A 25,746-nucleotide genomic window follows, 5' to 3' on the forward strand; every position below is an offset into this window, starting at 1 on the left:
ACGGGGCACTTTCGGTATCATGACGCGGTCAATTTCCGGCGGCGAGCACGCGCTCGCTGCGCATCACCGGCAAGGCTGCTGACGCCGCCGTTCCCGCCACGGTCATATTCGCTTAATAAAGGACGCTTTTTGGACACGTTGCTACACTTCGTCAACCTTGTCTTGCATATCGACAAGTTTCTGGGCGACTTCATTCACGTGTACGGCACCTGGGTCTACGCGGTGCTGTTTCTTATCGTGTTCTGTGAAACCGGGCTGGTCGTTCTGCCTTTTCTGCCAGGCGATTCCCTGCTGTTCATCGGCGGCGCGTTCTGCGCGAGCGGTGAAATGAATCTCGGCCTGCTGATCGTGCTGCTGCTTGTTGCGGCGGTCGCCGGCAATACGGTCAACTACATGATTGGGCGGGCCATCGGACCACGGGTGTTCAATTCGCACATCCCTTTCCTTGAGCGCTTCCTCGATCGCGCCGCGCTGCAGAAGACCCATAACTTCTATGAAAAGCATGGCGGCAAGACGATCGTCCTGGCGCGTTTCATTCCGGTGGTGCGCACCTTCGCGCCGTTCGTTGCCGGCGCATCGGAGATGACGGTTAGCCGGTTCCAGTTGTTCAATATCCTTGGCGCGCTGTTGTGGGTATTGCTGCTGGTGTTGCTCGGCTACTTCTTCGGCAACATTCCGTTCATCCGTCAATATCTGAATGTGATCGTGCTGGTGGGTATCGGCGCGGCGGTGGTGCCGGTTCTGCTTGGCGCGCTGTGGAAAGTGACGCGTAAGAACGCCGCGGCCAAGCCGGGTAGCCGCTGACGCCTCGCGTAGTATGAAGCTAGACGAACAAACGGCGTCGCGAATCTCGCGACGCCGTTTTCGTTTGGTGCGGTCTGGTTCCCGATGAGTTGGACCGTTGAGGCAGCGAAGAAATGCTTCACCTTAGCGAGCGTCAACCTCAGTCCAGAGCGCTAAGCTCCGATCGTGCTCAACTGACGATACGCGGCGCAAGCGGCGTTTCCGGTGTCGGATAACCTGCATCCTTGAATGTCTGGATGATCGAGCGGTTGGTGTCGAAGTAGACCTGCCAGTAATGGTCGGTGTGCGTGTAGGGCCGCACGCACAGCAACGGTCCTTCCGGCGTGAAGCTCAGCACTTCGATATCCGGTGCAGGACTCTCGGCCACGTTAGGAATCTGCGTAACGGCCGCCTTCAGCCGGCTCATCGCATCCGTAGGATCGACGCCGTTCGCAATCTTCGCGGTCAGCTCGACGCGCCGCACCGGCAATGCGCTGTAGTTCGAGATTGTGTCCGAAAAGATCTTGTTGTTGCCCACGATGGTTACTACATTGTCCGGCGTCACGATGGTCGTGCCGAACAGCCCCAGTTCCGAGACCGTGCCCGTGACACCGCCCGCCATGACGAAATCGCCCACCTTGAACGGCCGTAGCACCTGCATGAAGATGCCTGCCGCGAAGTGGGCGAGCAAGCCGCCCCATGCGGTGCCGATTGCAAGACCGAGGCCGGCGAGCAAGGCGGCGAACGAGGTAGTCTGGACGCCGAACACTTGCAGGATCGCGAGGATCAGCAGCAGGTTCAGCAGCGCGCCGAGAATCGAACCGAGGTAGTGAGCGAGGGTTGGATCGACGCGGCCGTTTTTCGCCAGCAGTTTGCGAAGCAGGCCGGTGATCAGGCCAATGACCCAGCGGCCGACGACCCACAAGACAATCGCGCCGAGTACCTTGGTGCCGAGGTCGATGCCTCGAGTCATGATGAACACGCGTACGGTATCGAGATCCAAGATGTTCCTCGCTGGTTAAGTTGCCTTCGACTGATTGAACGACGGTAGTGCAATACAGCGGCAAATGCCCGGCAGCGGGCGCAGACGGTAACTCTCAATCTTCGGAAGTTATACGCGACGGCGCGCGCAGACGCAAGGTCCGTTCCCGTTGATGATGCGGATTGCGTGAAGGAAGAAAACGGACCGCGTGGGATTACATCGGCAGATGTGATTCGGAGTACGAGGACGTGCGAATGACCAGCGTGTTGTTGTTCGTTTTGGCGGCGCGCGCGCGACGTGCTGCGTACTGCCACGCTAACGCTGCAATGGCCGCCAGCACGTACGAGCTGTCGCGTTCGAAGAATGCGCTCGACGTGCTGAAATGGCCATAGCGGCTCTGCGCGTCGGCGAACACGAGAAAAGTCAGCGCGGCGTCGAGCAGCAAGGCCGCCAAGGCCAGCGCGACGAAAATATGCGCGCCATTGAGCGCGGCGCCGGGTACGAGCCGGTTGCACAGATGACACACGCACAGCACGATAGCCAGCAAAGTTAGGTTCGAGACGAGGTCGAACAGAAAATTGGTCATGGTGACGGAATGAACGCGCAGGGATCTGCGGTGTTGCCAAAGCGTCTGCTCACGCAGCGTTGCAGCGTGATTCGCAGAATCGGCGGCGATCATTGCACGTCTTTACATCTCAATAAATGTCAATGTTCGGAGTCCGTTGTATCTGTTCAGAATCGAAGAGGCGTGATGTAGGAATGTCCTCGTCCTTGCCTGCGTCATGATGATAGGCGCTGTGAGAATGTTTCACGCCCGTGCGAAAGACCGGGGCGATATCGCTTCGATTCCGTCGGTGTCGCGCGTCACATCAGAAGTGGTACGAAAGGCCAATTTGCAGCGTCGGATACCACCGATAGGGCGAGGCTTTGTCCCTCAGTTGTTGCAAGCCGGTCGCGATGATCTCCTGGCACATGGCGGGACCCGCGGCCTGAGTCAGAGCCGGCGACAACGTATAGGACGAGCGCGGTACGCCATAAGCGACGCCGAGATCGACCACCAGGCCGAATCCTTTGGCTGCGGGTTGCAAGCCGTAGCCCACGCCCAGATAAGGCATCACGGTAGGGTACTTGACGGTGGCGGTCGCATATTCGCCCGGAAAGGCCGGCGTGGTCGTGCCTTTGAATGTGTAGGTGCCGTTCGTGGGAACGGAATTGCCGCTGACCTCATCGTCCGTGAAGCGAAGGCCGGCGGTGACGCGAAAGCCGCTGTTCGACCACGGGAACAGATCGCCGTAGAGACCTCCCTAGCGAAGACGCACGCTGTCGTCATAGCGATTTCCGCCTACCGTAAAGTCATGCGAGAGGTTGATCGCGTTGAAGTCCGCGTGTATGCCGGACCAGGACGTGACGCTCAGCGCCGCGCCGATGCCAACTCCGAGCGTTCCGCCCTCGATGAATACTTCCTGAGCGTGCGACGTTTCGATCGAGATTGCCAAACCTGCTACCCAGATTACTTTTGCAGTGTTCATGGGCGCCCCCTGGGCGGTTGGGCAGCGGGGTCGTTTAGCCTGGCAGCCCTGTCTCCTGGTCTTTTTTTTGGGGCGCTCTTCCGGCACCGTGAAGCGATCATGCTTGCGCAAGACGTGGGCGGTCTGTGGGGTGCCGAACTATTTTGGGGATCGAGCGGGGAGGGCGATTCGCGGCCCACAAAAAGAAAAGGGCTTGCGACGCTGACGCGTGCAAGCCCTTGAATCTTTTGGTAGGCCGTACGGGATTCGAACCTGTGACCAACGGATTAAAAGTCCGCTGCTCTACCAGCTGAGCTAACGACCCAAAAGAGAAGCGAGATTATAGCGATAGCACCGATGGGCTGTCAACCCATGGCGGTGAGTCGAGCTATCCGCACTTCAGATAGTGAAAAGCCCGAGGTATTACTACCCCGGGCTTTCCAGCGAGAGGCGCGCGTGGCTGTTGATTTGGAGACTGCGTGGCCACTGCGCGTTACGCCAACTGCTAAACCTTCTACGACTACTTGATCTGCGACAGCTTGCTCTGAGCCGACTGCGCGACGTCCGAGCCGCCGTACTGCGCGACGATCTGCTCCAGCGTCTTCTTGGCCGCGGCCTTCTGACCTTGCTCGAGCTGATTGTTCGCAATCGCGAGCAGCGCATCCGGTGCGCGCGGATGCTGCGGGTAGTTCTTCACCACACCTTGCCAGGTCGCCGTCGAGCCCTTGTAGTCACGCAGCGCATACAGTGCGTTGCCGAGCCAGTACTGCGCGGTCGGCTGGTAAGGGCTGTTCGGATACTTGGAGATGAAGCTGCGGAACGACGCCGCCGCATTCTTGAAGTCGCCGTTGCGGAACAGCTGTGAAGCCGCGTTGAACGAATCGGTTTCACCCGGCTGCACCTCGCCCTGGACGCCGTCCACCGTCTGTTGCTGCGGCTCGAATTTCTTCAGCCGCGTATCCAGATCGGTGTAGTAGTCCTTCTGCTGTTTTTGCAGCGTAACGAGTTGGTTGCCCATATCCTCGTTCTGCCCACGCAACGTCGCGACCTGCTGATTCAGCTGATCGAGGCGGTTGGACTGATCGAGGATCGTGCGCTGTGCGGCCGACAGTTGGCTCGACAGGCTATCAGTCTTCGATCGCAGATCGAGAATGGCCTGGCGGGCCTGATCGTCGTCGAAGATGCCCGCATGCGCGGGCACAGCCGCGAAGGCCGTGCCCGCGACGCAGGCCGCTGCGGCAAACCGCAGCCAGGAGAAACGATGCGTCATTCGGCTCATCACCTGTTACTTACTGTTGGTACACGAGGTCGGCGCGGCGGTTTTGTGCCCACGACGATTCGTCATGACCGGTCGCCTGCGGCTTTTCCTTGCCGAGGCTCACGGCTTCCATTTGCGAGTCCGCCACGCCCATCAGCGACAGCGAGCGGCGCACAGCTTCAGCGCGCTTCTGGCCGAGTGCCAGGTTGTACTCGCTGGTGCCGCGTTCGTCGGTGTTGCCCTGGATCAGGACGTGACGTTGCGGATGGCTCTTCAGGTATTGCGCGTGTTGTTGCAGCAGCGATTGGTAGTCGTCCTTGACCGAGTAGCTGTCGAAGTCGAAGTAGATGCTGCGCTTGGCGAGCGGGCTGTTCGGATCGTTCAGCGGATCGACGTTGACCTGAGCGACATCAGTCGGATTCGGTTGCGTCGAAACTGCACCACCCTTGTTAGCGTTTTCGTCGAGCTTGACGCCCGAGTGACATGCAGCCAGCGCACCGACCATCAATACGGCAAATGCGAAACGAAGTTTTGACATCATTTTGTTACTCTCCTTGTGTTATTGCATCAACAATTACTGCATAAACGGGCCCCAGGACGGCTCGCGTACGCTGCCACCCTGAACGGACAGGACCTGCCGAGTGCGACCGTCGGTCGATACTGCGGCCAACACGCCACGGCCGTTCACCTCTGTGGCGTAAAGAATGTACTGACCGTTCGCCGCGAAGCTCGGCGATTCGTCATGTGTGGTGTCCGTCAGTCCCGTGGCCGTATTGCCTTGCAGGTCCTGGATATACAGTTTGAAACCGCCGCCGACACGCGAGATATAGGCGAGTTGCTTGCCGTCTGGGCTGACGCGCGGGCTCGTGTTGTAGTTGCCTGTGAAGGTCACGCGCTGCGCGGCGCCGGCGTTCTCGCCCTGGGCCGACATCTTGTAGATCTGCGGTTGACCGCCGCGGTCGCTGGTGAAATAGATCGACTGGCCGTCAGGAGAGAAGCACGGTTCAGTGTCGATTGAAGTGCCTTGCGTCAGGCGCCGCAGACCGCTGCCGTCCGCATTGACGGCGAAAATCTGCGTGTTGCCGGTGCGCGAAAGTGCGACGGCCAGCGTGCGGCCGTCCGGCGACCACGCCGGCGCACTGTTGTTACCCTTCTGGTCCGATACGATCACGCGGCGGCCCGTAGGCAGGTCGTGGATATAGACGATTGGCTTCTTCTTTTCGAACGAAACGTAAGCCACCTTGGTGCCGTCAGGCGACCATGCCGGCGAGATGATCGGCTCGGGGCTCGACAGCGCGATGTGCGCGTCCTGGCCGTCCGAATCGGAAATCTGCAACTGATAACGGCCGCCGGTCTTGATGACGTACGAGAGGCGCGTGGCGAACACGCCGCGGCCGCCCATCAGCTTCGCGTAGATGTAGTCCGCGACTTTGTGCGCACTCATGCGCAAGCCGCTTTCCGGGCTCACCAGCACGAGGCCGCCAAGGCTTTCGCCCTTGACCGTGTCGTACAGTTTAAAACGCACTTCATACTGGCCGTTCGGCAAGCGGTTCACGCTGCCCGACACGAACGCGTTGGCGCCCTTGGCCTTCCAGCTGCCGAGGTCGACGGAATCGGTTTCAGAGACCGGCGTGCTGCCCGCGTCGATATTGGTGAATTTCCCGCTGCGTTGCAGATCCTGACGCACGATCGTGCTGACCTGCTGCGGCGAGTTCGCTTCATTGGCGAAATTCGCCGTTGCGATCGGAAACTGCGTGGACCCGACGCCCGTCACGAGGACGTTGAGTTGCGCGTTGGCGGCGCCGCCAACGGCGATCAGGCACGATGCTACAAGTGTCCGCAGGCCTAGCTTGGTCATCAAACTCATGCTGAATGGTTTCCCCAAAAACGGTTTTACTAACACTTCATGACAGCAGAGAGACCCGAGAATATCTAATTCGTTCCCGGCCGCGCCGCGCTGGGCGGGGCGCGGCGTCTGCTGTCAACTGACTGTCAAATTGCTGCAATCACCCTGCCGGGCGCAACGTAATCTTGAAGCTGGTCGGCGTCTTCCCATCGATATCCTGAGGCATCGGATTGGAGCGCTGGACGGCCCGCAGTGCCGCATCGTCCCACGCCGGGTTGCCGCTGCTGCGCGAGATCTGCGCGTCCAGCAGCGTGCCCGTCGGCGAGCAGCGCACGGAGATGACGGTCTCCAGACCTTCCGTTTCACCACCCCAGGAGATGTTCGGGCGCACCACACGACGCACCTTGTCGGCGTAACCCGGCGACGTCGACGTGCCACCCGAGCCGCTACCCGTGCCGCTCTTCGCAAGCCCATTGCCGGTCGAGCCTTCGCCGCCCGCCGAACCTTGCATCTGGGCAAGCCGCGCACGCCGCTCCGCGTCCAGCTTCTTGGCTTGCGCCGCAGCATCGGACTGAGCCTTGGCTTTCGCCGCTTTCTGCGCGTCGGCCTTCTTCTGCGCGTCAGCTTCGGCCTGTTTCTGCTGCTCCTGCTGCTGCTTTTGCTGATCGGCCAATTGCTGCTGTTTCAGTTTCTCGGCCTGCTGCTGTTGCTGTTGCTGTTGTTGCAACTGTTTCTGCTTGGCCGCCGCGGCTTTTTGCGCGGCGAGTTGCGCAGCCTGATCGGCCGCCAACTGCTGCTGGCGCTTCGCATCGGCTTCCTGCTGGGCTTGCAGCTTCTGCTGACGCTGCTGCTCAGCCAGTTGTGCCTGACGGGCGGCTTCCTGCTGCTGGCGTCTCTTTTCCTGCAGCGCGATGTCGGCCTGTTCGTCCGGCAACGGCGGGGCAGGGGCTACCGGTACGGGCGGCGGCGGAGGTTGGCGCGGGATGGCCGTATCGGGCACCTCGGTCCATAGTTCGGCTTCCGCGCCGGCCGGCGTGCTGTTCTGCCATTGAATGCCGTGATACAGGAAAAATCCGAGCAGCGCATGCATCACCAGCGCGAACGCAAAGGCTCGCCCGGTGCCGCGTTCACGCGGTGGCTGGAGCGGGTATTCGGAATTCTTGCGGATCATTGCGATTTGACGAGCAGTCCAACGCGCTTGACGCCCTGAGCTTTCAACTCGGACATCACATTCATCACGACTTCGTACCGCACGGTCTTGTCGGCAGCGATCACGACCGGCTGGTCGGGATGCGATTGCGCGCGGTCGGCAATGAAGCCGTGCAGGTCGGCCTTCGTCATGTCTTCCTGTTGCTGCGCGCCTGCGTCGTCCTTGTATTTGACGCTCATGTTGCCGTCTGCGCGAATATTGACGATTACAGGCGGAGTCTGCTGCTGCGGCGCGGCGCCGCCGACGGTCGGCAGATTGACGATCGACGGGGCGACCAGCGGCGCGGTCACCATGAAGATCACGAGTAGCACGAGCATCACGTCGATGTACGGCACGACGTTGATGTCGGCCATCGCGCGGCGCTGACGGGAGCCGCGCATGCTGGAGGAAGAGCCTGCCATCGTGGACTCCTTACTGTGCCTGACGCTGCAAAATGTTAGAGAACTCTTCGATGAACGTCTCGAAGCGGATCGCCAGACGGTCGATGTCGTGCGCGTAGCGGTTGTAGGCGACCACAGCCGGAATCGCGGCGAACAGGCCGATTGCGGTGGCGGTCAACGCTTCGGCAATACCCGGCGCGACGTTCGCAAGCGTAGCCTGCTGCACGTTGGCGAGGCCGCGGAACGCATTCATGATCCCCCAAACCGTGCCGAACAGACCGATATACGGGCTGACCGAGCCGACCGACGCGAGAAATGCCAGATTGGCCTCGAGCACATCCATTTCACGCTGGAACGCGGCGCGCATGGCGCGGCGTGCGCCGTCGAGAATCGCGCCTGAATCGTTCAGGCGCTTTTCCTTGCCCTTCAGGAATTCGCGCATGCCGGACTCGAAAATCCGTTCCAGTGCGCCGATCGTGTGGCGATTGTTCGCGGCGCTCTGATAGAGCGCCTGCAGGTCGCCGCCCGACCAGAAATCGCGTTCGAAGCGTTCAGTTTGCGCGCGCGCCCGGCGGATCGCAAACCACTTGCGGAAGATGAAAGTCCACGACAACAGCGACAGTAGAAGCAGCAGCGCCATGACGGCCTGCGCCAGCAGGCTCGCATTGAGTACGAGGGAAATGATCGAAAGATCTTGTGTAGTGTTCATAAAGGTTCGTTTTAACGTCCCGGAAGGGGGCGTCCGGCTGCAAGGTCACTCGAAGCTTGCCGTGAGCAAAACGGAAGCATCGGCAATATTGCAAGCCGAACCATGCTTTGTGTTGCTTGATCGATATGAGTTCACTGGCCCCGTAACAACGGGGTTCAGTCGTTGTCCGTTGACAGACCGCGGTCGTTCACGTTCGGCCCGCGCCGCAAAGCAGCGAGAACCGGCGGAGGAATCGCGGCCGGCCGCAGCGCAATGCGGTCGACACAGCCGACCCTGATGGACCCGGTGGCAAGCAGCGTGCCGTCCCGCCACGCTTCCTGCGCAAAATCAACAGACGCGCGGCCAAGACGCTCGATTCGGCTTACGACTTTGACGACGTCGTCGAGCCGGGCCGGCGCCCGATAGTCGACCGCGGTGCTGCGCACGATGAAGATCGCGTCCGCTTCGTCGGCCAGCCGGTTCTGGTCGACGCCGCACGCGCGCAGCCATTCGGTGCGCGCCCGCTCAAAAAATTTCAGGTAATTCGCGTAAAACACGATGCCGCCGGCGTCGGTATCTTCGTAGTACACGCGGATTGGCCACGTGAAGCCGATTTCCGTGCCGGGCTGGCTGGTCGACATATTCATGCCGCGCATTTTACCGGAACGCACCCCCCGAGGTCTGTTTCAAGATGTGCGCCCCGCCCGGCGGGCCTCAGCCGCAATTTCAGCCGCAATTTCAGCCGCGATGAACCGACAAAGCGGAGAAGGATTGGGCCACCGGCATCAGCTCGATCGTGTTGATGTTGACGTGGGCAGGCCGGGTGGCGATCCAGTAGATCGAGTCGGCGATATCTTCGGGTGTCAACGGTTGTACGTTCTCGTACATTTTGGCCGCTCTTTCGTCGTTTCCGCGGAAACGCACGTTCGAGAATTCGGTGCCGCCGCACAGGCCCGGCTCGATATTGGTCACGCGCAATGCCGTACCGGCCAGATCGGCGCGCAGATTCAGACTGAACTGGTGCACGAACGCCTTGGTGGCGCCATACACGTTGCCGCCCGCATACGGCCAGCTGCCGGCCGCCGAACCCAGGTTGAAAATGTGGCCGCGGTTGCGCTCCACCATGCCGGGCAGGAGGGCGTGCGTGATCTGCACGAGGCCCGTGCAGTTGGTCTCGATCATGGTGTTCCATTCGTCGAGGTTCGCCTTTTGCGCGGGCTCGACGCCGAGCGCGAGGCCGGCGTTATTGACGAGCACGTCGAGCGCGGCGAAATCGGCGGGCAGCGAGGCCGGCACGGCTTCGACGGCGGCGCGGTCGCGCACGTCGAGTTCATACGGCAGAAGGGCGTCGCCGAGTTCGTCGGCGAGTGCCTGCAGGCGGTCCTTACGGCGCGCGGTGGCGACGACACGATGGCCGCCCTTGACGAAAGCGCGAGCGATAGCGGCGCCGAATCCCGCGGACGCTCCGGTGACGAACACGATCATTGCGGTTCCCTGGCTGGTAAAAGAGAAAGGTCCCAAGCCTACTTCCAATGCGGCGCTGCGGCAAGGATGAACCAGCCGTAACGAGCGGCTGTGGCAGGGGCGCGGAGTGGGTTCCGGGCGCGCTTTCATCAGACCTTTGCGCGCCGCCCGCACCGGTGCCATAACCGGCTGCGCGAGCGCCCGCCGGTCCGGCAGGAAGCCGGTTGCCTATTCGATCCTCTTCCAATAAACTAACGCGCTCATCCCTGCGTGACTGGCGATAGAACCGGTTCAAGCAATCGGGTTCAAGGTGGAACAACCCACCGTGAAGCGCAGGGTGCCGTTTTGCCGTTCGCCTGGGCAGCCGTGATCCGCGCGCATTGATCTGCGCTGGCGGTGGCTGTCCTGCCTTGCGTGTGCGGCGACTCTCCATCCGCCACGTCAGGGCTGGCCCAGCCGCCAGCAGCGCTGCGTACCCTCTACGCAAGATTCGGCGCACGATCCGGTCAACCTGAACACACTCAACGGAATCCGTATGTTTGACAGAGCCCAAAGCACCATCGCCAACGTCGATCCTGAACTCTGGAAGGTCATCGAGCAGGAAAACCGCCGTCAGGAAGAGCATATCGAGCTGATCGCGTCGGAAAACTACACGAGCCCCGCCGTGATGGCTGCGCAGGGCTCGCAACTCACCAACAAGTACGCCGAAGGGTATCCGGGCAAGCGCTACTACGGCGGTTGCGAATATGTCGACATCGCCGAGCAACTGGCGATCGACCGCGTCAAACAACTGTTCGGCGCTGAAGCCGCCAACGTGCAGCCGAACTCCGGCTCGCAGGCGAACCAGGGCGTGTTCTTCGCCATGCTCAAGCCGGGCGACACGATCATGGGCATGAGCCTTGCGCACGGCGGTCACTTGACGCACGGTTCGCCGGTCAACATGTCGGGCAAGTGGTTCAACGTGGTGAGCTACGGCCTGAACGAAGCCGAAGACATCGATTACGACGCGGCCGAAAAGCTCGCACAAGAGCACAAGCCGAAGCTGATCGTGGCCGGCGCATCCGCATTCGCGCTGCGTATCGATTTCGAACGCATGTCGAAGATCGCCAAGTCGGTCGGTGCGTACTTCATGGTCGACATGGCGCACTATGCCGGCCTGATCGCCGCGGGTGTCTACCCGAATCCGGTGCCGCACGCCGACTTCGTCACCACCACCACGCACAAGAGCCTGCGCGGCCCGCGCGGCGGCGTGATCCTGATGAAGGCCGAGTTCGAAAAGCAGATCAACTCGGCCATTTTCCCGGGCATTCAGGGTGGTCCGCTGATGCACGTGATCGCCGGCAAGGCCGTCGCGTTCAAGGAAGCTCTGTCGCCGGAGTTCAAGGCGTATCAGCAGCAAGTCGTCGAGAATGCGCGCGTGCTGGCTGAAACGCTGGTCAAGCGCGGTCTGCGCATCGTCTCGGGCCGCACCGAAAGCCACGTGATGCTGGTCGACCTGCGCGCGAAGAAGATCACGGGTAAAGCAGCGGAAGCTGCGCTCGGCGCCGCGCACATCACGGTCAACAAGAACGCGATTCCGAACGACCCGGAAAAGCCGTTCGTCACGAGCGGCGTGCGTCTCGGCTCGCCGGCCATGACCACGCGCGGTTTCGGCGTCAAGGAAGCGGAGCAGGTGGGTAACCTGATCGCCGACGTGCTGGACAACCCGGAAGACGCAGCCACGATCGAACGTGTGCGTGCGCAAGTCGCCGAGCTGACCCAGCGCTTCCCGGTTTACCGCTAAGCCGCCATGCACTGCCCCTTCTGCCGTCACGCCGATACGCAAGTTGTGGATTCCCGCGTATCCGAAGACGGCGCCACGATTCGCCGGCGCCGCCGCTGCCCGGCCTGCGACAAACGTTTCACGACGTATGAGCGGGTCGAGCTGGCGTTGCCGTCGGTCGTCAAGAAGGATGGCAGCCGCACGGAATTCGATCGCCGCAAGATCGTCGCAAGCATGCAATTGGCGCTGCGTAAGCGCCCGGTGGCAGCGGACGCGATCGACGCGGCAGTCGCCCGCATCGAGTATCAACTGCTCGGTAGCGGCGAGCGCGAGGTGCGCAGCGAGCGCCTCGGCGAACTCGTGATGAACGAGTTGCGTGCGCTCGATACCATTGCCTATGTTCGTTTCGCCTCTGTCTACCGGCGCTTCGAAGACGTCTCCGAATTCGAGGACGTGATCGAAGAATTTCGCCGCGCATCTTCTCCTCCCAAGCCGTCCCGCAAGCGTTGATTGCTGTCGCGCCTGAAATTGCGCGCCAGTTTTTGTTGTCCGCTGCGTAGGTTCGCGCATCTGCATCTCCGCTCCCGTTATGGTTCGTCATGCGTGCATTTTTGCGCGGGATAGCGTCCGAGTGCCACCTGGCCATTCGGCCGATTGTTGAGCCGTTTGCGAATCGCTAGATTGGCTGCATTCTTTGAAACGATCAGGGATGCAGATGAAATGGGATGCAGTCTGTTTGAAGCCGCAGCGCGGCTTTACGCTTGTCGAAACACTGGCCGTTGTCGCGCTTCTGGCGGTGATCGCGGTGATGACGACACCGTCCTTCGTTGCGTGGCACCTGCGGGACCAGGTCGACGCACGCGCGAAAGCGCTTGCTTCAACCCTCGCGTATGCGCGCAGCGAAGCATTGCGCCGTGGGGCTCGCGTCACGGTGTGCCGAATCGACGCGGCGCGCCGGTGTCTTGCCGCAGGGCAAGCTTGCGGCAATGGCGTCACCGACTGGTCGTGCGGCTGGGCCGTATTGGCCGAGCGCGGTGGCACGTTCTCGCTGCTGCGTGCGCATCCCTTGCTCGCAGCGGTCAGCATTACCGGGACGCAGACAAATCTCACGTTTACGCCGCCGGCGGGGCAGTTGATCGGCACCTTTCGCAGCTTCGATATCGCGCCGCGTGTGCCGTCGAAAGCGACTCAGGGCGACAAGTGGCGGCGTTGCATCCGCATCGCGGCGGGCGGGCGCGCGCGGATTGTCGAGGGCGCGTGCGGAGCGGCATCATAAATCTATACCCGTTGAACCTATGGGTGCGCAGCTATCCAGCAAGGCGCACAACAAGGTATAGAGGCAGCTCGCTGATTGAAGTGATGCTAGCCGTTACCCTGATGGCGGTGACGGTGCTCGGGTTGATCGCCGGTCAATTGTGGACTGCGCGCGAAGCCCGTGCGACGGCAATGCGCGAGCACGCAGCATGGATAGCCGATTCCATCGTCGAAGCGATGCGCGAGCCCTCAACAGGCGATGCTGCGACCAGGCAATGGCGCACGCGTGCAACGGCTCTGTTGCCGCACGGCGAAGCGTCGATCGTGGAAAGCGGCGGGGTGTCCGCCGCACGTGTCACGTGGACGGCCCTGCGTGATGTGCCGCGTGCCGACGATGTCATCGACAAGCCCGCGTCGTGCGGTGGCGCGGATGTTCCCGCGGGCGCCTCATGCGTTGCGCTGGCGTTCGTGAAATGACCCAGCGTAGGGTTATTGTGCGTGGCCACACGCTCGTCGAGTTTGTGATCGCCATTGTGCTGGGGCTGGTGGTGACCGCCGGCGCGGCCTCGCTCTATACAACTCAGCGTAGCGTGTTCGAGCGCGCGGGTGACGCGATGCGAATCCGCGAAGCCGGCCTGACCGCGCTGACGTTGATGGGCCAACAACTTCAAATGGCCGGCTTCGTGCCCGCGGGCGTCGCGAGGTTCAATAGTCCGCCGCCGTTATTCGGTTGTTCGGGCGGCCGCCCGACCGGTGCGGATGATAGCGTGGCCTGCGAGGCGTTGCCGAACCGCTCGGACGGTCTCGTGGTTCGTTATGTCGGGGACAACGTTTCGACGTGGCCGTCAGCGACCGGCCAATCGACCGACTGCCTCGGTCAAGCTGTAACGAACACCAGTGCGGCACTTGGCGGGCAGGGCGTGTTGGTGGTCAACCGATACTTCGCCAGGGTCAGTGGTTCGACGGGCGAGCCCGAACTTTACTGCGAAGGCAATGCAAGGCGGGGTCCGCGCAACCGCTGGTGGAAGGCGTCGAACGCGTGCGGCTCAAGTACTGGCTGGCCGGCGGGCTGACTGCAATAGATGCGGCGGCGGTGACGGCCGGTCAATGGGCAAAGATCGTCGCCGTCGATCTCTGCGTGCTCGTTCGCGGCGCTCCGCAAGGACGGCGTGTGCGCTATGTCGATTGCGACGGCGTGAGCGCGCTTGGTGCCGACATGCGGGCGCGGCAGGCTTTCTGGCGGCGGGTAGCGATACGCAATCACGCGGAGGATTCCCTGTGACAGGAGGACCTTGCAATGCAACGCAGCGCGCGGCGTCGAACCATGGGGCACGTCTTATCCGTACACGTCGTCGATCACGGGTTCGCCATAGCGGTACCGTCTTGCCGATCGTCCTGCTGATTTCCGCGATGATGTTGACCACCTCCGCAGCCTGGTTCGAAACATCGCTTGCGGCGGCGCGCGGCGCTAACAACGTTCGCGACTATTTGCAGGCATTTCATGCCGCGGATTCGGCGCTGAACTTGTGCGCCCGGAGCGTGATTGCCGCGGCAGGTTTCGAGCCGCAGCCAGTGGCGTCGCTCGCACCCGGTGAGCCGACGCAATGGAAGCGCGAAGCCGCGTTCGAGGCTGGCGCCGTCGCGCCTGTCGCGCAATGGCCCGGATCGCTGCGTGCGCCGCAATGTTTGATCGAAGCGTGGCGGCTGAGCACGCGCGCCGATGCCCGGGCCTATTTACTGACTTCGCGTGGTTTTGGCCGGACCAAAGAGTCGCAGGTCTGGTTGCAGATGGAACTCGTGATCGCAGGTGAGCAGACCGAGCACCATTGGCGTCGCGTCGCCGCACGCCCATTTTGACGGGAGGGTCATGACGAGGCCGCAACCATCCGCATTCACGCTTTTGGAACTGATGATCGCGCTGGCGATAGCTGCCACGCTGGTTGTGTTTGCCGTGCCCTCGTATCGGAGCCATGTCGCGCGAACACACAGGGTCGACGCGGCGTCCGCCCTTTATCGGGCAGCGCAATTCGTCGAGGGCGCGGCAAGCGACGGCACTGCGACATTGCCCCCGGGTCTGGATCAGGCGCCGCAATTCGGCACGCCAATCTACCGGTTGCACGTCCTGCCGGCGGACGACACAAACGGTTGCTATTCGGTAGAGGCAGCACCGACCGAAATCGGCCCTATGCGCGACGATGCTTGCGGCATCTTCACCCTGGATGCAACAGGGCTGCGCGGCAATAGAAGCGGTGCAAGCGGAACAGCGCCGGCAAGCGGCGAGTGCTGGAATACGAGCTAGGATGCGCCACTGGCGAGCGAGCCAACCAGGGAATCGAAACTCAATGGAAGGCAGGCAGACCGTTCTTGCGCGGCGCTTCAGTACCCGCTATCGACGGCCCTTTCCTTGTCGCGGGTAGACGCGGCGGAATCATTCTTTATCTGCTGCCAGATTCGATAGGCTTCCCAGCCGGCAAGTGCAAGGCTGCCCCATTTGAGCGCGGGTTTTGCACCCGCTGCAATGGTCGCGCGCAGCGGTTTGGCCAATAGCAGCGAAGCGATCGAACTGATGAACGGATACTGTTTGAGGAGTGCGCCGATGCTGCCCGCGTTGAGAAAGCTCGTCTTCGATCCGCTGCCCGTGCGCATGCCACCGAAGCCCGGCACAATGAATTTGAGCCAGCTGAAGCGCGTGACGGCCTGCCGCAATTGGGTGGTTGCCTGAGCGAGTTCCATGCGCTCGACATCCGCGCGCACCATCAGCAGTTCCTTGCGTAGCGCTCGCAGGTGCGGCGCACTCAGATCTCTGACCTGGGGGCGTCTGTTGCGGAAGGCGGTATCGGAATGGGTTTGGCTCATGGCGTGTCGGCGGCAGTGGAAGTGGGGCGGTAAAACTGTGCTGCGAATCGCTCGAGATGTTGACGAAGTATCTGCGAAGGCGCAGGGCGTTGAGGCACGCCCATGAGCCCGTTACGCTTGCCGCATCACGGTTTGCGGAACAGGTCGCGGTCTTTTTCGAACTCGGCAAGGGTGGCTTCGAACACCATTGGGGCATTGCGCAAACCGCTGCGCGCTTTCAGCGCACAGGCTATTCCTGCAATGGCATAAACCACTGTGATGCAGGCGAGCGCTTGCCATCGGTAGGTGTCCCAGAACGCGATGGCGATCAGCGCCGTCAATGCGATCAAAGCCATCGTTGCGAGCATCATGGCCGCGAGGCCGAGGAACAGCACGCCGAGCAGACGGTCTTTTTCTTCGGCGAGTTCGATGCCGACCAGCTCGAGCCGCGTTTGCATCATGGCAAACACGGATCCGATGATACGGCGCAACGGACTATGTTCGCCGTGCTGCGATTGTGATTCGATCGTCATGGCTTTGGGCGTTGCGCGTGAAGGCCTAAGCGGCGCGTGAAAACGAGCGCGCCAAGAGAAGCGGACCGGCCAGACGTGCGCCGGTCAACTCGATTCGCGGGTGTGCCGGACGCGGTTTGCCCGGCAGCGTTACCCGTGTTACTTGCGGTTGATCAACAGCCCAAGCAGAACGCCGACGCCCGCCGCGATGCCGATGGATGCCCACGGATGCTCATGCACGTAGTCGTCGGTGGCGCGTGCGGCCTTCTTGCCTTTCTCGACCACCACGACCTGCACGTCAGCCGCTTTTTCCTTAGCCTGCTTCAGGCGCGAAAGCGCCGTTTCACGCAGTTCCGAGGCGCGCTCGCCGGTGGCACTCGCGGCCTGTTTCAGCAAATCTTCAGCGTCCGCGAGGACGGTTTTGATATCCGACATCAATCTCTCCTTGTTGACTTCCGACATTGACAGCTCCCTTCGTCTCACGCCACGCGTGAATCGTAACCAAAGAAACGGCCGCTGGCGAGCGCAGCGCTCAATTCATCAAAATGAACGCACGAACCGTTCCCGGTTGAAGCAAAGTCTTAAAAACTCCACCTTTGCGGCACCACGCAGCAAAGCTTGTTTAAGATGGAGTTGATCTGTCCCGCAAAGTTTCCACTAAATCGGTGAAAATTACAAAAACGCATAAAGTAGTGACGCAATGTTGGTTCGTTGTGCACTGTCACGCCCTTATGCTGTAGTTTTGCCGGGCGCACTCTAGTGGGGCGCAGCGGGTGGATGCTTACGAGGAATATCCGAATACCATCTAGGAGTTGCACTATGAGTCTACGTCTTGGCGATATCGCACCGGATTTCGAACAGGAGTCGAGTGTCGGTCACATCAAGTTCCACGAATGGCTGGGCGATAGTTGGGGCGTGCTGTTCTCGCACCCCGCTGACTTCACGCCGGTCTGCACGACCGAGCTGGGTTTGACGGCGAATCTGGCCAGCGAATTCGAAAAGCGCAATGTAAAGACGATCGCTTTGTCGGTCGACAGTGCTGAATCGCACAAGGAATGGATCAAGGACATCAACGAGACGCAAGCCGCCAATGTCGGCTTCCCGATTCTCGCCGACGGGGACCGCAAGGTCTCTGAGCTGTACGACATGATCCACCCGAACGCCAATGAAACGCTCACGGTCCGGTCGCTGTTCGTGATCGATCCGAAGAAGAAGGTGCGTTTGATCATTACCTACCCGGCCAGCACGGGGCGCAACTTCGATGAAGTGCTGCGCGTGATCGACTCACTGCAACTCACCGACAATCACTCGGTCGCCACGCCCGGCAACTGGAAGCAGGGCGATGACGTGGTGATCGTGCCGTCGTTGAAGGACGAAGAAGTCATCAGGCAGAAATTCCCGAAGGGCTACAAAGCGCTGCGTCCGTACCTGCGTCTGACGCCGCAGCCGAACAGGTAAGCGGCTGATGAGTCGCGAAGCGCGCCGTTAGCTTCAACGCGGTGCCGCAACGAAAAAAGGCCGGTTCGAAAGATGAACCGGCCTTTTTCTTTTCTACGCTTCGATTTTCTATCCAGCGGCCAGGACGAAACACCGCCATCAACGCAATTGGCGCATCAGAAAAACGCCTGAATTCCCGTCTGCGCGCGCCCGAGAATCAGCGCGTGAATGTCGTGCGTCCCTTCATACGTGTTCACGACTTCCAGATTGACCAGATGCCGCGCGATGCCGAACTCGTCGGAGATGCCGTTGCCGCCGAGCATGTCGCGCGCGAGCCGTGCTATGTCCAGCGCCTTGCCGCACGAATTGCGCTTCATGATCGACGTGATCTCGACGGCGGCCGTGCCTTCGTCTTTCATCCGGCCGAGGCGCAGCACGCCTTGCAGGCCGAGCGTGATTTCGGTTTGCATGTCGGCGAGCTTCTTCTGGATCAACTGGTTCGCGGCGAGCGGCCGGCCGAACTGCTTGCGGTCCAGCACGTATTGACGCGCGGTGTGCCAGCACGCTTCAGCTGCGCCGAGCGCGCCCCAGGCAATACCGTAGCGCGCCGAGTTCAGGCAGGTGAACGGACCGCGCAAGCCGCTGACTTCGGGGAAGCGGTTCTCTTCCGGCACGAACACATCGTCGAGAACGATCTCGCCGGTGATCGACGCACGCAGGCCCACCTTGCTATGGATGGTCGGCGCCGACAGCCCCTTCCAGCCCTTCTCGAGAATGAAGCCGCGAATCGCGTCTTTACCGTCTTCCTCGAGCTTCGCCCACACGACGAACACGTCGGCAATCGGCGAATTGGTGATCCACATCTTCGAGCCCGACAGCGAATAGCCGCCGTCGACCTTCTTCGCCCGCGTGATCATGCTGCCAGGATCGGAGCCGTGGTTCGGTTCGGTCAGGCCGAAGCAGCCGATCCATTCGCCGGTGACGAGCTTCGGCAGGTACTTCTGCTTTTGCGCTTCCGAGCCGAACTCATAGATCGGCACCATGACGAGCGACGACTGCACCGACATCATCGACCGGTAGCCGGAATCGACGCGCTCCACTTCACGCGCGATCAGGCCGTATGCCACGTAGTTCAGGCCGGGGCCGCCGTATTGCTCGGGAATCGTCGGGCCGAGCAGGCCAAGTTCGCCCATCTCGCGGAAGATTTCGATGTCGGTCTTCTCGTGACGGAACGCCTCGAGCACGCGCGGCTGCAGCTTGTCCTGCGCGTAAGCGGCGGCGGCGTCGCGCACCATGCGTTCGTCTTCGGTGAGCTGCTGATCCAGCAGCAGCGGGTCTTCCCAGTGAAACTGCGCGGCCTCTGCCATGACGTATCTCCTGATTCCTTGCTTGACTAAAACGTGTCTGAGCTTGACTTAAGTTCCGCTATGCGAAACAATGTTTTGCAAACCACAACCGAGTGTATCACCACATGCTGCCCACATCCACTCTCTCCGAACCGCTCGACGAGCGCAAATTCGTCGTCGCCCTCGCACGTGGGTTGGACTTGCTGCGCGCGTTCAAGCCGGGCGAAACGATGCTCGGCAATCGCGATTTCGTCGAACGCACGGGTTTGCCGAAGGCGACCGTCAACCGTTTGGCCTACACGCTGACCGTGCTCGGCTATCTGCGGCTCGACGAAACCCTGGGTAAATATGCGCTCGACGCCGGCGTGCTGTCGCTCGGTTTCGCGTTGCTCTCGGGCACCGACACGCTCGAACTCGCGCGCCCGCATATGCGCACCTTCGCACGCGAAGTGGGCGCGGCGGTGTCGCTCGGGTGCCGCGACGGCCTCGACATGATTTATCTGGAGACAATCCGCAGCGAAACCGCGCTGACGCTCGGACTCGCCTCCGGTTCGAAACTGTCGATGCTGACCAGTTCGATGGGGCGCGCGTATCTGGCGGTACAGCCGTTGGACGTGCGTGCCGCGTTGCTGGTCGAGCTTAAGAGGGCCGCGGGCAAAGAGGGCGCTGCGTTGCTAGCAGACGCCGAAAAGGAAATCGAAGCCTTCGCGCAGGAACGCTGCTGCTATTCGTTCCGCGCATGGCATGACGACGTGAACGCGGTCGCGGTGCCGTTTCGCGAGCCGCGCGAAGGCCGCTGGCTGGTGCTGAGTTGCAGCGGGCCGGCGTCGTCGATGGGGGAGGCGGTGTTTAGGGAGACGGTGGCGCCGCGCCTGAAGGCGCTGGCGCGTCGCCTCGGTGATACCGGCTAAGCGGGGTTAAGTGCCTGGCAGCGAACCCAATCACACCGCCCGATCATGATAGTGCGCGGTAAACAGCGGCCCTTGCACGAAGCGCACATCGTACTGCTGCAGCGCGACGAATTGCGGCTCATCCACCACCCGATTGAAGATCAACGGAATCCGCAGCCGGCTCGCATAGCCGACTAGCGGCTTCACCATGGCATCGCGCAACGCGATCGCCGCATCCATTTTGATGAAGTCGAGCCGCGCCGTTTCCGACACCGACAGAATCTGCCCCGCGTTCGACAGATTGCCCGCCACCTTGAAACCATAGCGCTGATAGCTCGTGGTCAGATAGCCGAGGAATGTCTTGTGCGCAACCGCCGCCGCCGGCAACTCGATCACCACCCGCGACGGGTTCAGTCCGAACGACACCAGCACGGTTGAGAAATGCCGTCCGTGGTCGTACTTGACGCTCTTGAGCAGGCGCTCGTGCACGCGCAGAAACAGCAGCCCGTGGCGCTGCGCACCGAAGAAATTGATTGCGTGCAGCGCGCGTGACATGCGGTCGAGCGCGACCAGTTTCTGATCGTCGGCGATCCGCTCGAACGGATCGAAAACATCAAAGGGCGCGCCGTCGAGACGCTGCGTGACCGCCTGAAACCCAAGCTCATCGCCGAAACGATCCACGCCCTCGGCGCCCGACGACAATGACTGCGCCAACGCATGCACGCTGATATCGAAGATCGGCTCATAGCTACTGGCGAGTTCGATGCCGTCGAACTGCGCCAGCGCGATCTCGCTATGCACGCCGGTTCCCATCACCAGATGTTCGCCGAGAAATGGGTGATCGGCGGCGCGTGCAATCAGGTTGGGGATGGTCGGCGGAATCATGTAGGCGTGTGGATGGCGATAGGTAAGCGCTCAGCGCTCGGCAACGCGACTTGGTTGCCTCATCCACTGATGGTAGCAGTCCGGACCGCGCGCACTTGAACAAAATGCTCATAACGTTATCGGCCGAACGCTTGTCGCCACGGGCTGCCGGCGCTTTCGTGGCTCGCTTTCAGGGTATACGTTAATTTCACTATACGTAATTAGTTTTACCATACGTAAATTGCAGCGTGGCTGCGACGGCGGTGTTGTGCTCCGCGTTGCTGGTGATCGCGCTGGCTGCGGCGACGCGCCAACGTGGCAGCCCATCCGAGCCGCGAACGGCCTGAGACAGACAGTGCACGTCGACAGATCAAGTATCAACGGAGAACCTTGTATGAATACCCAAACCCGCACGCCGAATACCGCCAGCTCGCGGCTCGAGATCGAGCCGGGCTACCAGTCGGGCTTCGCGAACGAATTCGCGACGGAGGCCTTGCCGGGCGCGTTGCCCGAAGGCCGCAATTCGCCGCAACGCGCGGCTTATGGCTTGTACGCCGAGCAATTGTCGGGCACCGCGTTCACGGCGCCGCGCGGACATAACCGCCGTTCGTGGCTGTACCGGATTCGTCCGGCGGCGGTTCATAAGCCGTTCACGCAACTGCCCTCGGACCGGCTCGTCGCCAACTTCGCCGAGGTGCCGCCGACGCCGCCGAACCAGTTGCGCTGGGATGCCTTGCCGATGCCCACCGAGCCGACGGATTTCGTCGACGGCTGGGTGACGATGGCGGGCAACGGTTCAGCCGAAGCGATGAACGGCTGCGCGATCCACCTGTACGCGGCGAACCGCTCGATGAAGGATCGCTTCTTCTACAGCGCCGACGGAGAATTGCTGATCGTGCCGCAGGAAGGCCGCCTGCATATCGCCACCGAAATGGGTCAACTCGATGTCGAGCCGTTCGAAATCGCGGTGATTCCGCGAGGTGTGCGCTTCGCGGTGAGCCTGACGGATGGCACGGCGCGTGGCTATATCTGTGAGAACTTCGGCGCGCTGCTGCGTCTGCCGGATCTTGGCCCGATCGGCTCGAACGGCCTGGCCAACCCGCGCGACTTCCTTACGCCGCATGCCGCTTACGAAGATCGCGAAGGCGACTTCGAGCTCGTCGCCAAGATGAACGGCAATCTGTGGCGCGCGGACATCGGTCACTCGCCGCTCGACGTGGTCGCGTGGCACGGCAATTACGCACCGTACAAATACGATCTGCGTCGCTTTAACACGATCGGTTCGATCAGCTTCGACCATCCGGACCCGTCGATCTTTCTGGTGTTGCATTCGCAAAGTGATACGCCGGGTGTCGACACGCTCGACTTCGTGATTTTCCCGCCGCGCTGGCTCGCGGCCGAAGATACGTTCCGACCGCCCTGGTTCCATCGCAATGTCGCGAGCGAATTCATGGGCCTCGTGCATGGCGTGTACGACGCGAAGGCCGAGGGCTTCGTGCCGGGCGGCGCGAGTCTGCACAACTGCATGACGGGTCACGGGCCGGACGCGGACACTTTCGAGAAAGCGTCGCATAGCGATACGTCCACGCCGAAGAAAGTTGGCGACACGATGGCCTTCATGTTCGAAACGCGCACGCTGATCAAGCCGACCCGTTTCGCGCTCGAAACCGCGCAATTGCAGGCGGATTACTACGAGTGCTGGCAAGGTCTCAAGAAACACTTCAACCCGGAGCAACGATGAACGCATTGAGCGATCTTCAGGCGACGCTCGATCCGTCGCGCAAGAGCTGGGTCGAGTCGGCTAACGACTCGACCAACGATTTTTCGATACAGAATCTGCCATTCGGCATTTTCAGCGATAGGACCAACGACGCGCGTCGCGTGGGCGTGGCGATCGGCGATCAGATCGTCGATCTGAGTGTCCTCAAGTCCGCCGGCTTGCTCAAGCTCCCAATCGCCACGGCCGATCAATTCGTTGCGACAAAAGACCGGGCGTTTGAGCAGGACACCCTCAACGATTTCATTTCGCTTGGCCGCGATGCATGGCGCAGCGTGCGCATCCAGTTGAGCAATCTGCTGGCGCGCGACACCGCGACCTTGCGCGACGCCGCCGCCTTGCGTTCGAAAGTGCTGGTGCGCCAGGCTGATGCGCAACTGCATCTGCCCGTGCAGATCCCGGGCTACACCGATTTCTATTCGTCGAAGGAGCACGCGACGAACGTCGGCTCGATGTTCCGCGATCCGAAGAATGCGCTGTTGCCGAACTGGTCAGAGATGCCGATCGGCTACAACGGACGCGCCTCGTCGGTGGTGGTGAGTGGCACGCCGGTGCGGCGTCCTAACGGCCAGTTGAAACTGCCGGATCAGGAGCGTCCGGTGTTCGGCGCATGCCGCAAGCTGGATATCGAACTGGAGACGGGTTTCGTGATCGGCGGCGGCAATGTACTGGGCGAGCCGATTGCCTGTGCCGATGCCGAAGCGCACATCTTCGGCATGGTGCTGCTGAACGACTGGAGCGCGCGCGATATTCAGCAATGGGAATACGTGCCGCTCGGTCCGTTCAACGCGAAGACATTCGCGACGACGATCTCGCCGTGGATCGTGACGCTCGACGCGCTCGAACCGTTTCGCGTCGAACAGCCGACGCAGGAGCCACAACCGTTGGCGTACTTGCGTCATGATGGCAAGCACGCGTTTGACATCACGCTGGAGGTGACGCTGCGGCCGCAAACGGCAAAGCAGGCAACCACGATTTCGCGGACCAACTTCAGGCACATGTACTGGACGATGGCGCAACAGCTCGCGCATCACACGGTATCGGGCTGCAATACGCGGGTTGGCGACCTGATGGGCTCGGGCACGATCAGCGGCCCGACGGCCGACTCATGCGGCAGCCTGCTCGAGTCCACATGGAACGGCAAGAATCCGTTGGAATTGAAGGAGGGCGGCACACGAGGATTTATCGAAGACGGCGACGAACTGACGCTCGCCGGCTGGTGCCAGGGCGATGGCTACCGCGTGGGCTTCGGCACGTGTGTGGGAGAGATTCTGCCGGCGCAGAAGTAACGGGCATGGACAATGTCGCAGAGGTAACGGCGTACAAATAAGCTCGCTGGTCCACAATAAAAAACGGGGAAGCCATGATGGCTTCCCCGTTTTCGTATGGGCACGTTACGCAACGCGTTACGACATCAAACCTGAAGTGTGCCAAGGCACTTCGCCGAGGCGACGCTGATGGCTCCCACCACGTTCAAACGAAGCCATGGGTTTGCATGATGAACCCTTCCGGCGAGCACGCAGTGCGAGGCGGGAAGCATGACTGCTTTGTCACCAGGGCGGAATGTGCGAGAGCACGGATTCCAGATGCACCACTACCGTGGCTGTGCGGGGGACCCGCTTATGAGCTGGCGGTGTGAGCCGCTTTCTTTGCTTATCTTTCTTTGCGGCGGCAAAGAAAGTAAGTGCCGCCCCGCACAGGGGCAACGCTAGTAGACCACTAAGTAAAGAAAGCCCACCTAAAGAAAGCCCACCGCAGCAGGCGGTAACAAGAAAGACTCACGAGCCGACAACCCGCAACGGCGAGCGTCGCCTTTCCCACCAGGCGGCAACAAGAAACGCAAGCGCAGCAACCAAAAGCACGCCGACCATCGCATCGTTGCCGACCCCCTTCATCAACGCACCGGCCACTAGCGGGCCGCCGAAACTGGCGGCACACCACGAAGCCCCCACCAGCGAACTGGCCGACACCAGCGCGACACCACGAAACCGCTCACCGCAGGCGACCAGCGACAGCGTATAGATCGCCCCGGCCGTAGCGCCGAGCACATACAGCAGAGGCCAGCACAACCACGGCGATGCAATCGCCCAAGGCAGCAACGGCAACAGCACCACAACCATCACCCCGCAGCCAATATGCACGCGCTCACGCCCGAGCCGGTCGGCGAGCCAGCCAATTGGAAACTGCATAGTCGTGTCGCCGAGCAGCAGAGCCGACGCGAACAACACCGCCACCTCGCTCGTAATGCCGTGCGCCATGGCGAAGAGCGGCAGCAGCGACAGCGCGATCGTATCGAACAACGCGAAAAATCCCGTACCGATCACGAGCGCTGGCATCTGCGGCAACACATGGCGCCAGCTACCGTGCACCGCATGTTCATCCTCCGCCGCGTGCGGCGTCTTGCGGATGCTGGCAAGCGCCGGCAAAGCCAGCAGAAAGATCGCGCCGCAAATCAGGAAGCGCCAGTGCGTGGAGTCGGCGATCTGACTCACCAACACCGGGCCTGCCATCTGGAACAGCGTGAAGTTGGTCGCATAGATCGCGACGACGCGGCCGCGCGTGGCGTCGTCGGCGAGCTGGTTGACCCATGCTTCGCTGATCGTGAAGAGCAGCATCAGCGCCGCGCCGCAGAGGACGCGCAGCACCGCCCATAGCCACAGGTTCGATGTGAGCTGCATCAGCGCGGTGGCGAGCGCCACCATCAGCACCGCGCCGACGATCACCTGGCGGCCGCCGAAACGCGCCGCGACCCAGCCGGCGACCGGCACGACGATCAGGCCGCCGCCCGCTTGCGCGGCCGTCAGCAGGCCGACCACGTCGGTGCCATAGCCGGCTTGCGTCAGCGCGAGGGCCGTGAGGGGAAGCGTGGCGCCGCTGCCGAGTCCGACGACGGCGACGCTCAGGATCAGAGCGAGGAAATCGCGAGTGAAGATGACTTTCATCGGCCGAG

29 protein-coding genes, 1 tRNA gene, 1 pseudogene and 1 riboswitch are annotated in these 25,746 nt (G+C 61.6%); of the genes and pseudogenes, 12 read left to right on the forward strand and 19 right to left on the reverse strand.

The features are described from left to right. The first annotated feature begins 129 nt into the window (after window positions 1-129). A complete protein-coding gene (locus GNZ12_RS32910) occupies window positions 130-804 on the forward strand; it encodes a DedA family protein (protein WP_172316210.1) in 675 nt (224 codons plus the stop codon). Window positions 805-973: 169 nt separating this feature from the next. Here GNZ12_RS32910 and GNZ12_RS32915 read toward each other — a convergent pair whose 3' ends face one another. The 13 genes from GNZ12_RS32915 to ydfG form a co-directional block, all read right to left on the reverse strand. Beyond that, entirely contained in the window at window positions 974-1,786 is an 813-nt protein-coding gene (locus GNZ12_RS32915; RefSeq protein ID WP_172316211.1) for a mechanosensitive ion channel family protein, read from the reverse strand. Between the two features lie 193 nt (window positions 1,787-1,979). Next, the gene (locus GNZ12_RS32920; RefSeq protein WP_172316212.1) at window positions 1,980-2,351 is read right to left on the reverse strand and encodes a hypothetical protein; all 372 of its coding nucleotides are present in this window, start codon (window positions 2,349-2,351) and stop codon (window positions 1,980-1,982) included. 283 nt (window positions 2,352-2,634) lie between these two features. Next, entirely contained in the window at window positions 2,635-2,883 is a 249-nt protein-coding gene (locus GNZ12_RS44660; protein WP_235993952.1) for a hypothetical protein, read from the reverse strand. A 186-nt stretch (window positions 2,884-3,069) separates the two neighbouring features. Next, window positions 3,070-3,294: a hypothetical protein gene (locus tag GNZ12_RS44665; RefSeq protein ID WP_235993953.1), complete on the reverse strand. Its 225-nt coding sequence runs from the start codon at window positions 3,292-3,294 to the stop codon at window positions 3,070-3,072. Between the two features lie 228 nt (window positions 3,295-3,522). After that, a tRNA-Lys gene (locus GNZ12_RS32930) sits at window positions 3,523-3,598 on the reverse strand. 195 nt (window positions 3,599-3,793) lie between these two features. Next, entirely contained in the window at window positions 3,794-4,543 is a 750-nt protein-coding gene (gene ybgF / locus GNZ12_RS32935; RefSeq protein ID WP_172316213.1) for a tol-pal system protein YbgF, read from the reverse strand. Window positions 4,544-4,562: 19 nt separating this feature from the next. Continuing rightward, window positions 4,563-5,072: a peptidoglycan-associated lipoprotein Pal gene (pal, locus tag GNZ12_RS32940; RefSeq protein WP_028198812.1), complete on the reverse strand. Its 510-nt coding sequence runs from the start codon at window positions 5,070-5,072 to the stop codon at window positions 4,563-4,565. A 33-nt stretch (window positions 5,073-5,105) separates the two neighbouring features. After that, window positions 5,106-6,398 (reverse strand): Tol-Pal system beta propeller repeat protein TolB, encoded by a 1,293-nt coding sequence (tolB, locus tag GNZ12_RS32945; protein ID WP_172316214.1) that lies wholly within the window; start codon window positions 6,396-6,398, stop codon window positions 5,106-5,108. Between the two features lie 139 nt (window positions 6,399-6,537). Beyond that, window positions 6,538-7,548: a cell envelope integrity protein TolA gene (gene tolA, locus GNZ12_RS32950; protein WP_172316215.1), complete on the reverse strand. Its 1,011-nt coding sequence runs from the start codon at window positions 7,546-7,548 to the stop codon at window positions 6,538-6,540. Then, complete coding sequence (tolR, locus tag GNZ12_RS32955; RefSeq protein WP_074285342.1) at window positions 7,545-7,988, reverse strand: protein TolR; 444 nt, start codon at window positions 7,986-7,988, stop codon at window positions 7,545-7,547. Before tolR ends, tolA begins: the two co-directional genes overlap by 4 nt. 10 nt (window positions 7,989-7,998) lie before the next feature. Next, entirely contained in the window at window positions 7,999-8,676 is a 678-nt protein-coding gene (tolQ, locus tag GNZ12_RS32960) for a protein TolQ (protein ID WP_074285341.1), read from the reverse strand. A gap of 155 nt (window positions 8,677-8,831) precedes the next feature. After that, on the reverse strand, window positions 8,832-9,311 hold the full coding sequence (ybgC, locus tag GNZ12_RS32965; protein WP_172316289.1) for a tol-pal system-associated acyl-CoA thioesterase: 480 nt from the start codon (window positions 9,309-9,311) through the stop codon (window positions 8,832-8,834). A gap of 82 nt (window positions 9,312-9,393) precedes the next feature. Further along, window positions 9,394-10,140 carry a bifunctional NADP-dependent 3-hydroxy acid dehydrogenase/3-hydroxypropionate dehydrogenase YdfG gene (gene ydfG, locus GNZ12_RS32970; RefSeq protein WP_172316216.1) on the reverse strand — a complete coding sequence of 249 codons (747 nt, stop codon included), beginning with the start codon at window positions 10,138-10,140 and terminating at the stop codon, window positions 9,394-9,396. Between the two features lie 239 nt (window positions 10,141-10,379). Continuing rightward, window positions 10,380-10,488: riboswitch (ZMP/ZTP riboswitch) on the forward strand. A gap of 166 nt (window positions 10,489-10,654) precedes the next feature. Here ydfG and glyA point away from each other — a divergent pair. From glyA to GNZ12_RS33005, 7 genes and pseudogenes are all read left to right on the forward strand, one after another. Then, window positions 10,655-11,902 carry a serine hydroxymethyltransferase gene (glyA, locus tag GNZ12_RS32975; RefSeq protein WP_172316217.1) on the forward strand — a complete coding sequence of 416 codons (1,248 nt, stop codon included), beginning with the start codon at window positions 10,655-10,657 and terminating at the stop codon, window positions 11,900-11,902. 6 nt (window positions 11,903-11,908) lie between these two features. Continuing rightward, window positions 11,909-12,391, forward strand: a complete 483-nt coding sequence (gene nrdR / locus GNZ12_RS32980) for a transcriptional regulator NrdR (RefSeq protein WP_027799387.1) — start codon at window positions 11,909-11,911, stop codon at window positions 12,389-12,391. 199 nt (window positions 12,392-12,590) lie between these two features. Beyond that, window positions 12,591-13,157, forward strand: a complete 567-nt coding sequence (locus GNZ12_RS32985) for a GspH/FimT family pseudopilin (protein WP_407947744.1) — start codon at window positions 12,591-12,593, stop codon at window positions 13,155-13,157. A gap of 83 nt (window positions 13,158-13,240) precedes the next feature. Further along, window positions 13,241-13,612 (forward strand): hypothetical protein, encoded by a 372-nt coding sequence (locus GNZ12_RS32990; RefSeq protein ID WP_235993954.1) that lies wholly within the window; start codon window positions 13,241-13,243, stop codon window positions 13,610-13,612. Beyond that, window positions 13,609-14,417 (forward strand): annotated as a pseudogene (locus tag GNZ12_RS32995) (PilW family protein). Before GNZ12_RS32990 ends, GNZ12_RS32995 begins: the two are co-directional and overlap by 4 nt. A 128-nt stretch (window positions 14,418-14,545) precedes the next feature. Then, window positions 14,546-14,992 (forward strand): pilus assembly PilX family protein, encoded by a 447-nt coding sequence (locus GNZ12_RS33000; protein ID WP_172316290.1) that lies wholly within the window; start codon window positions 14,546-14,548, stop codon window positions 14,990-14,992. Between the two features lie 10 nt (window positions 14,993-15,002). Beyond that, a complete protein-coding gene (locus GNZ12_RS33005) occupies window positions 15,003-15,434 on the forward strand; it encodes a type IV pilin protein (protein ID WP_172316220.1) in 432 nt (143 codons plus the stop codon). Between the two features lie 77 nt (window positions 15,435-15,511). On the opposite strand, the gene GNZ12_RS33010 is transcribed toward GNZ12_RS33005, so the two are convergent. The 3 genes from GNZ12_RS33010 to GNZ12_RS33020 form a co-directional block, all read right to left on the reverse strand. Further along, window positions 15,512-15,991 carry a DUF3318 domain-containing protein gene (locus GNZ12_RS33010; protein WP_172316221.1) on the reverse strand — a complete coding sequence of 160 codons (480 nt, stop codon included), beginning with the start codon at window positions 15,989-15,991 and terminating at the stop codon, window positions 15,512-15,514. A gap of 125 nt (window positions 15,992-16,116) precedes the next feature. Then, complete coding sequence (locus tag GNZ12_RS33015; protein WP_172316222.1) at window positions 16,117-16,503, reverse strand: phage holin family protein; 387 nt, start codon at window positions 16,501-16,503, stop codon at window positions 16,117-16,119. A gap of 138 nt (window positions 16,504-16,641) precedes the next feature. Further along, window positions 16,642-16,944, reverse strand: a complete 303-nt coding sequence (locus tag GNZ12_RS33020) for a DUF883 family protein (protein WP_074285332.1) — start codon at window positions 16,942-16,944, stop codon at window positions 16,642-16,644. 357 nt (window positions 16,945-17,301) lie between these two features. Here GNZ12_RS33020 and GNZ12_RS33025 point away from each other — a divergent pair, with 357 nt between their 5' ends. Beyond that, window positions 17,302-17,940, forward strand: a complete 639-nt coding sequence (locus GNZ12_RS33025) for a peroxiredoxin (protein WP_172316223.1) — start codon at window positions 17,302-17,304, stop codon at window positions 17,938-17,940. A 155-nt stretch (window positions 17,941-18,095) separates the two neighbouring features. Here GNZ12_RS33025 and GNZ12_RS33030 read toward each other — a convergent pair whose 3' ends face one another. After that, window positions 18,096-19,286, reverse strand: coding sequence for an acyl-CoA dehydrogenase (locus GNZ12_RS33030; RefSeq protein ID WP_120297794.1), 1,191 nt, complete (start codon window positions 19,284-19,286; stop codon window positions 18,096-18,098). 104 nt (window positions 19,287-19,390) lie between these two features. On the opposite strand from GNZ12_RS33030, the gene GNZ12_RS33035 reads away from it, so the two are divergent. Next, window positions 19,391-20,176: an IclR family transcriptional regulator gene (locus GNZ12_RS33035; RefSeq protein WP_172316224.1), complete on the forward strand. Its 786-nt coding sequence runs from the start codon at window positions 19,391-19,393 to the stop codon at window positions 20,174-20,176. A 30-nt stretch (window positions 20,177-20,206) separates the two neighbouring features. On the opposite strand, the gene GNZ12_RS33040 is transcribed toward GNZ12_RS33035, so the two are convergent. Then, a complete protein-coding gene (locus tag GNZ12_RS33040; RefSeq protein ID WP_172316225.1) occupies window positions 20,207-21,040 on the reverse strand; it encodes an EAL domain-containing protein in 834 nt (277 codons plus the stop codon). A gap of 373 nt (window positions 21,041-21,413) precedes the next feature. On the opposite strand from GNZ12_RS33040, the gene hmgA reads away from it, so the two are divergent. Both hmgA and fahA read left to right on the forward strand, forming a co-directional pair. Then, window positions 21,414-22,760 carry a homogentisate 1,2-dioxygenase gene (gene hmgA, locus GNZ12_RS33045; protein WP_172316226.1) on the forward strand — a complete coding sequence of 449 codons (1,347 nt, stop codon included), beginning with the start codon at window positions 21,414-21,416 and terminating at the stop codon, window positions 22,758-22,760. After that, window positions 22,757-24,085 carry a fumarylacetoacetase gene (gene fahA / locus GNZ12_RS33050; RefSeq protein ID WP_172316227.1) on the forward strand — a complete coding sequence of 443 codons (1,329 nt, stop codon included), beginning with the start codon at window positions 22,757-22,759 and terminating at the stop codon, window positions 24,083-24,085. The genes hmgA and fahA overlap by 4 nt, the downstream gene beginning before the upstream one ends. A gap of 489 nt (window positions 24,086-24,574) precedes the next feature. Here fahA and GNZ12_RS33055 read toward each other — a convergent pair whose 3' ends face one another. After that, entirely contained in the window at window positions 24,575-25,738 is a 1,164-nt protein-coding gene (locus GNZ12_RS33055; protein WP_172316228.1) for an MFS transporter, read from the reverse strand. Window positions 25,739-25,746 lie beyond the last annotated feature (8 nt).

Origin of the sequence: Paraburkholderia solitsugae (assembly GCF_013177695.1) — a bacterium.
In the GTDB taxonomy this organism is placed as follows: domain Bacteria; phylum Pseudomonadota; class Gammaproteobacteria; order Burkholderiales; family Burkholderiaceae; genus Paraburkholderia; species Paraburkholderia solitsugae.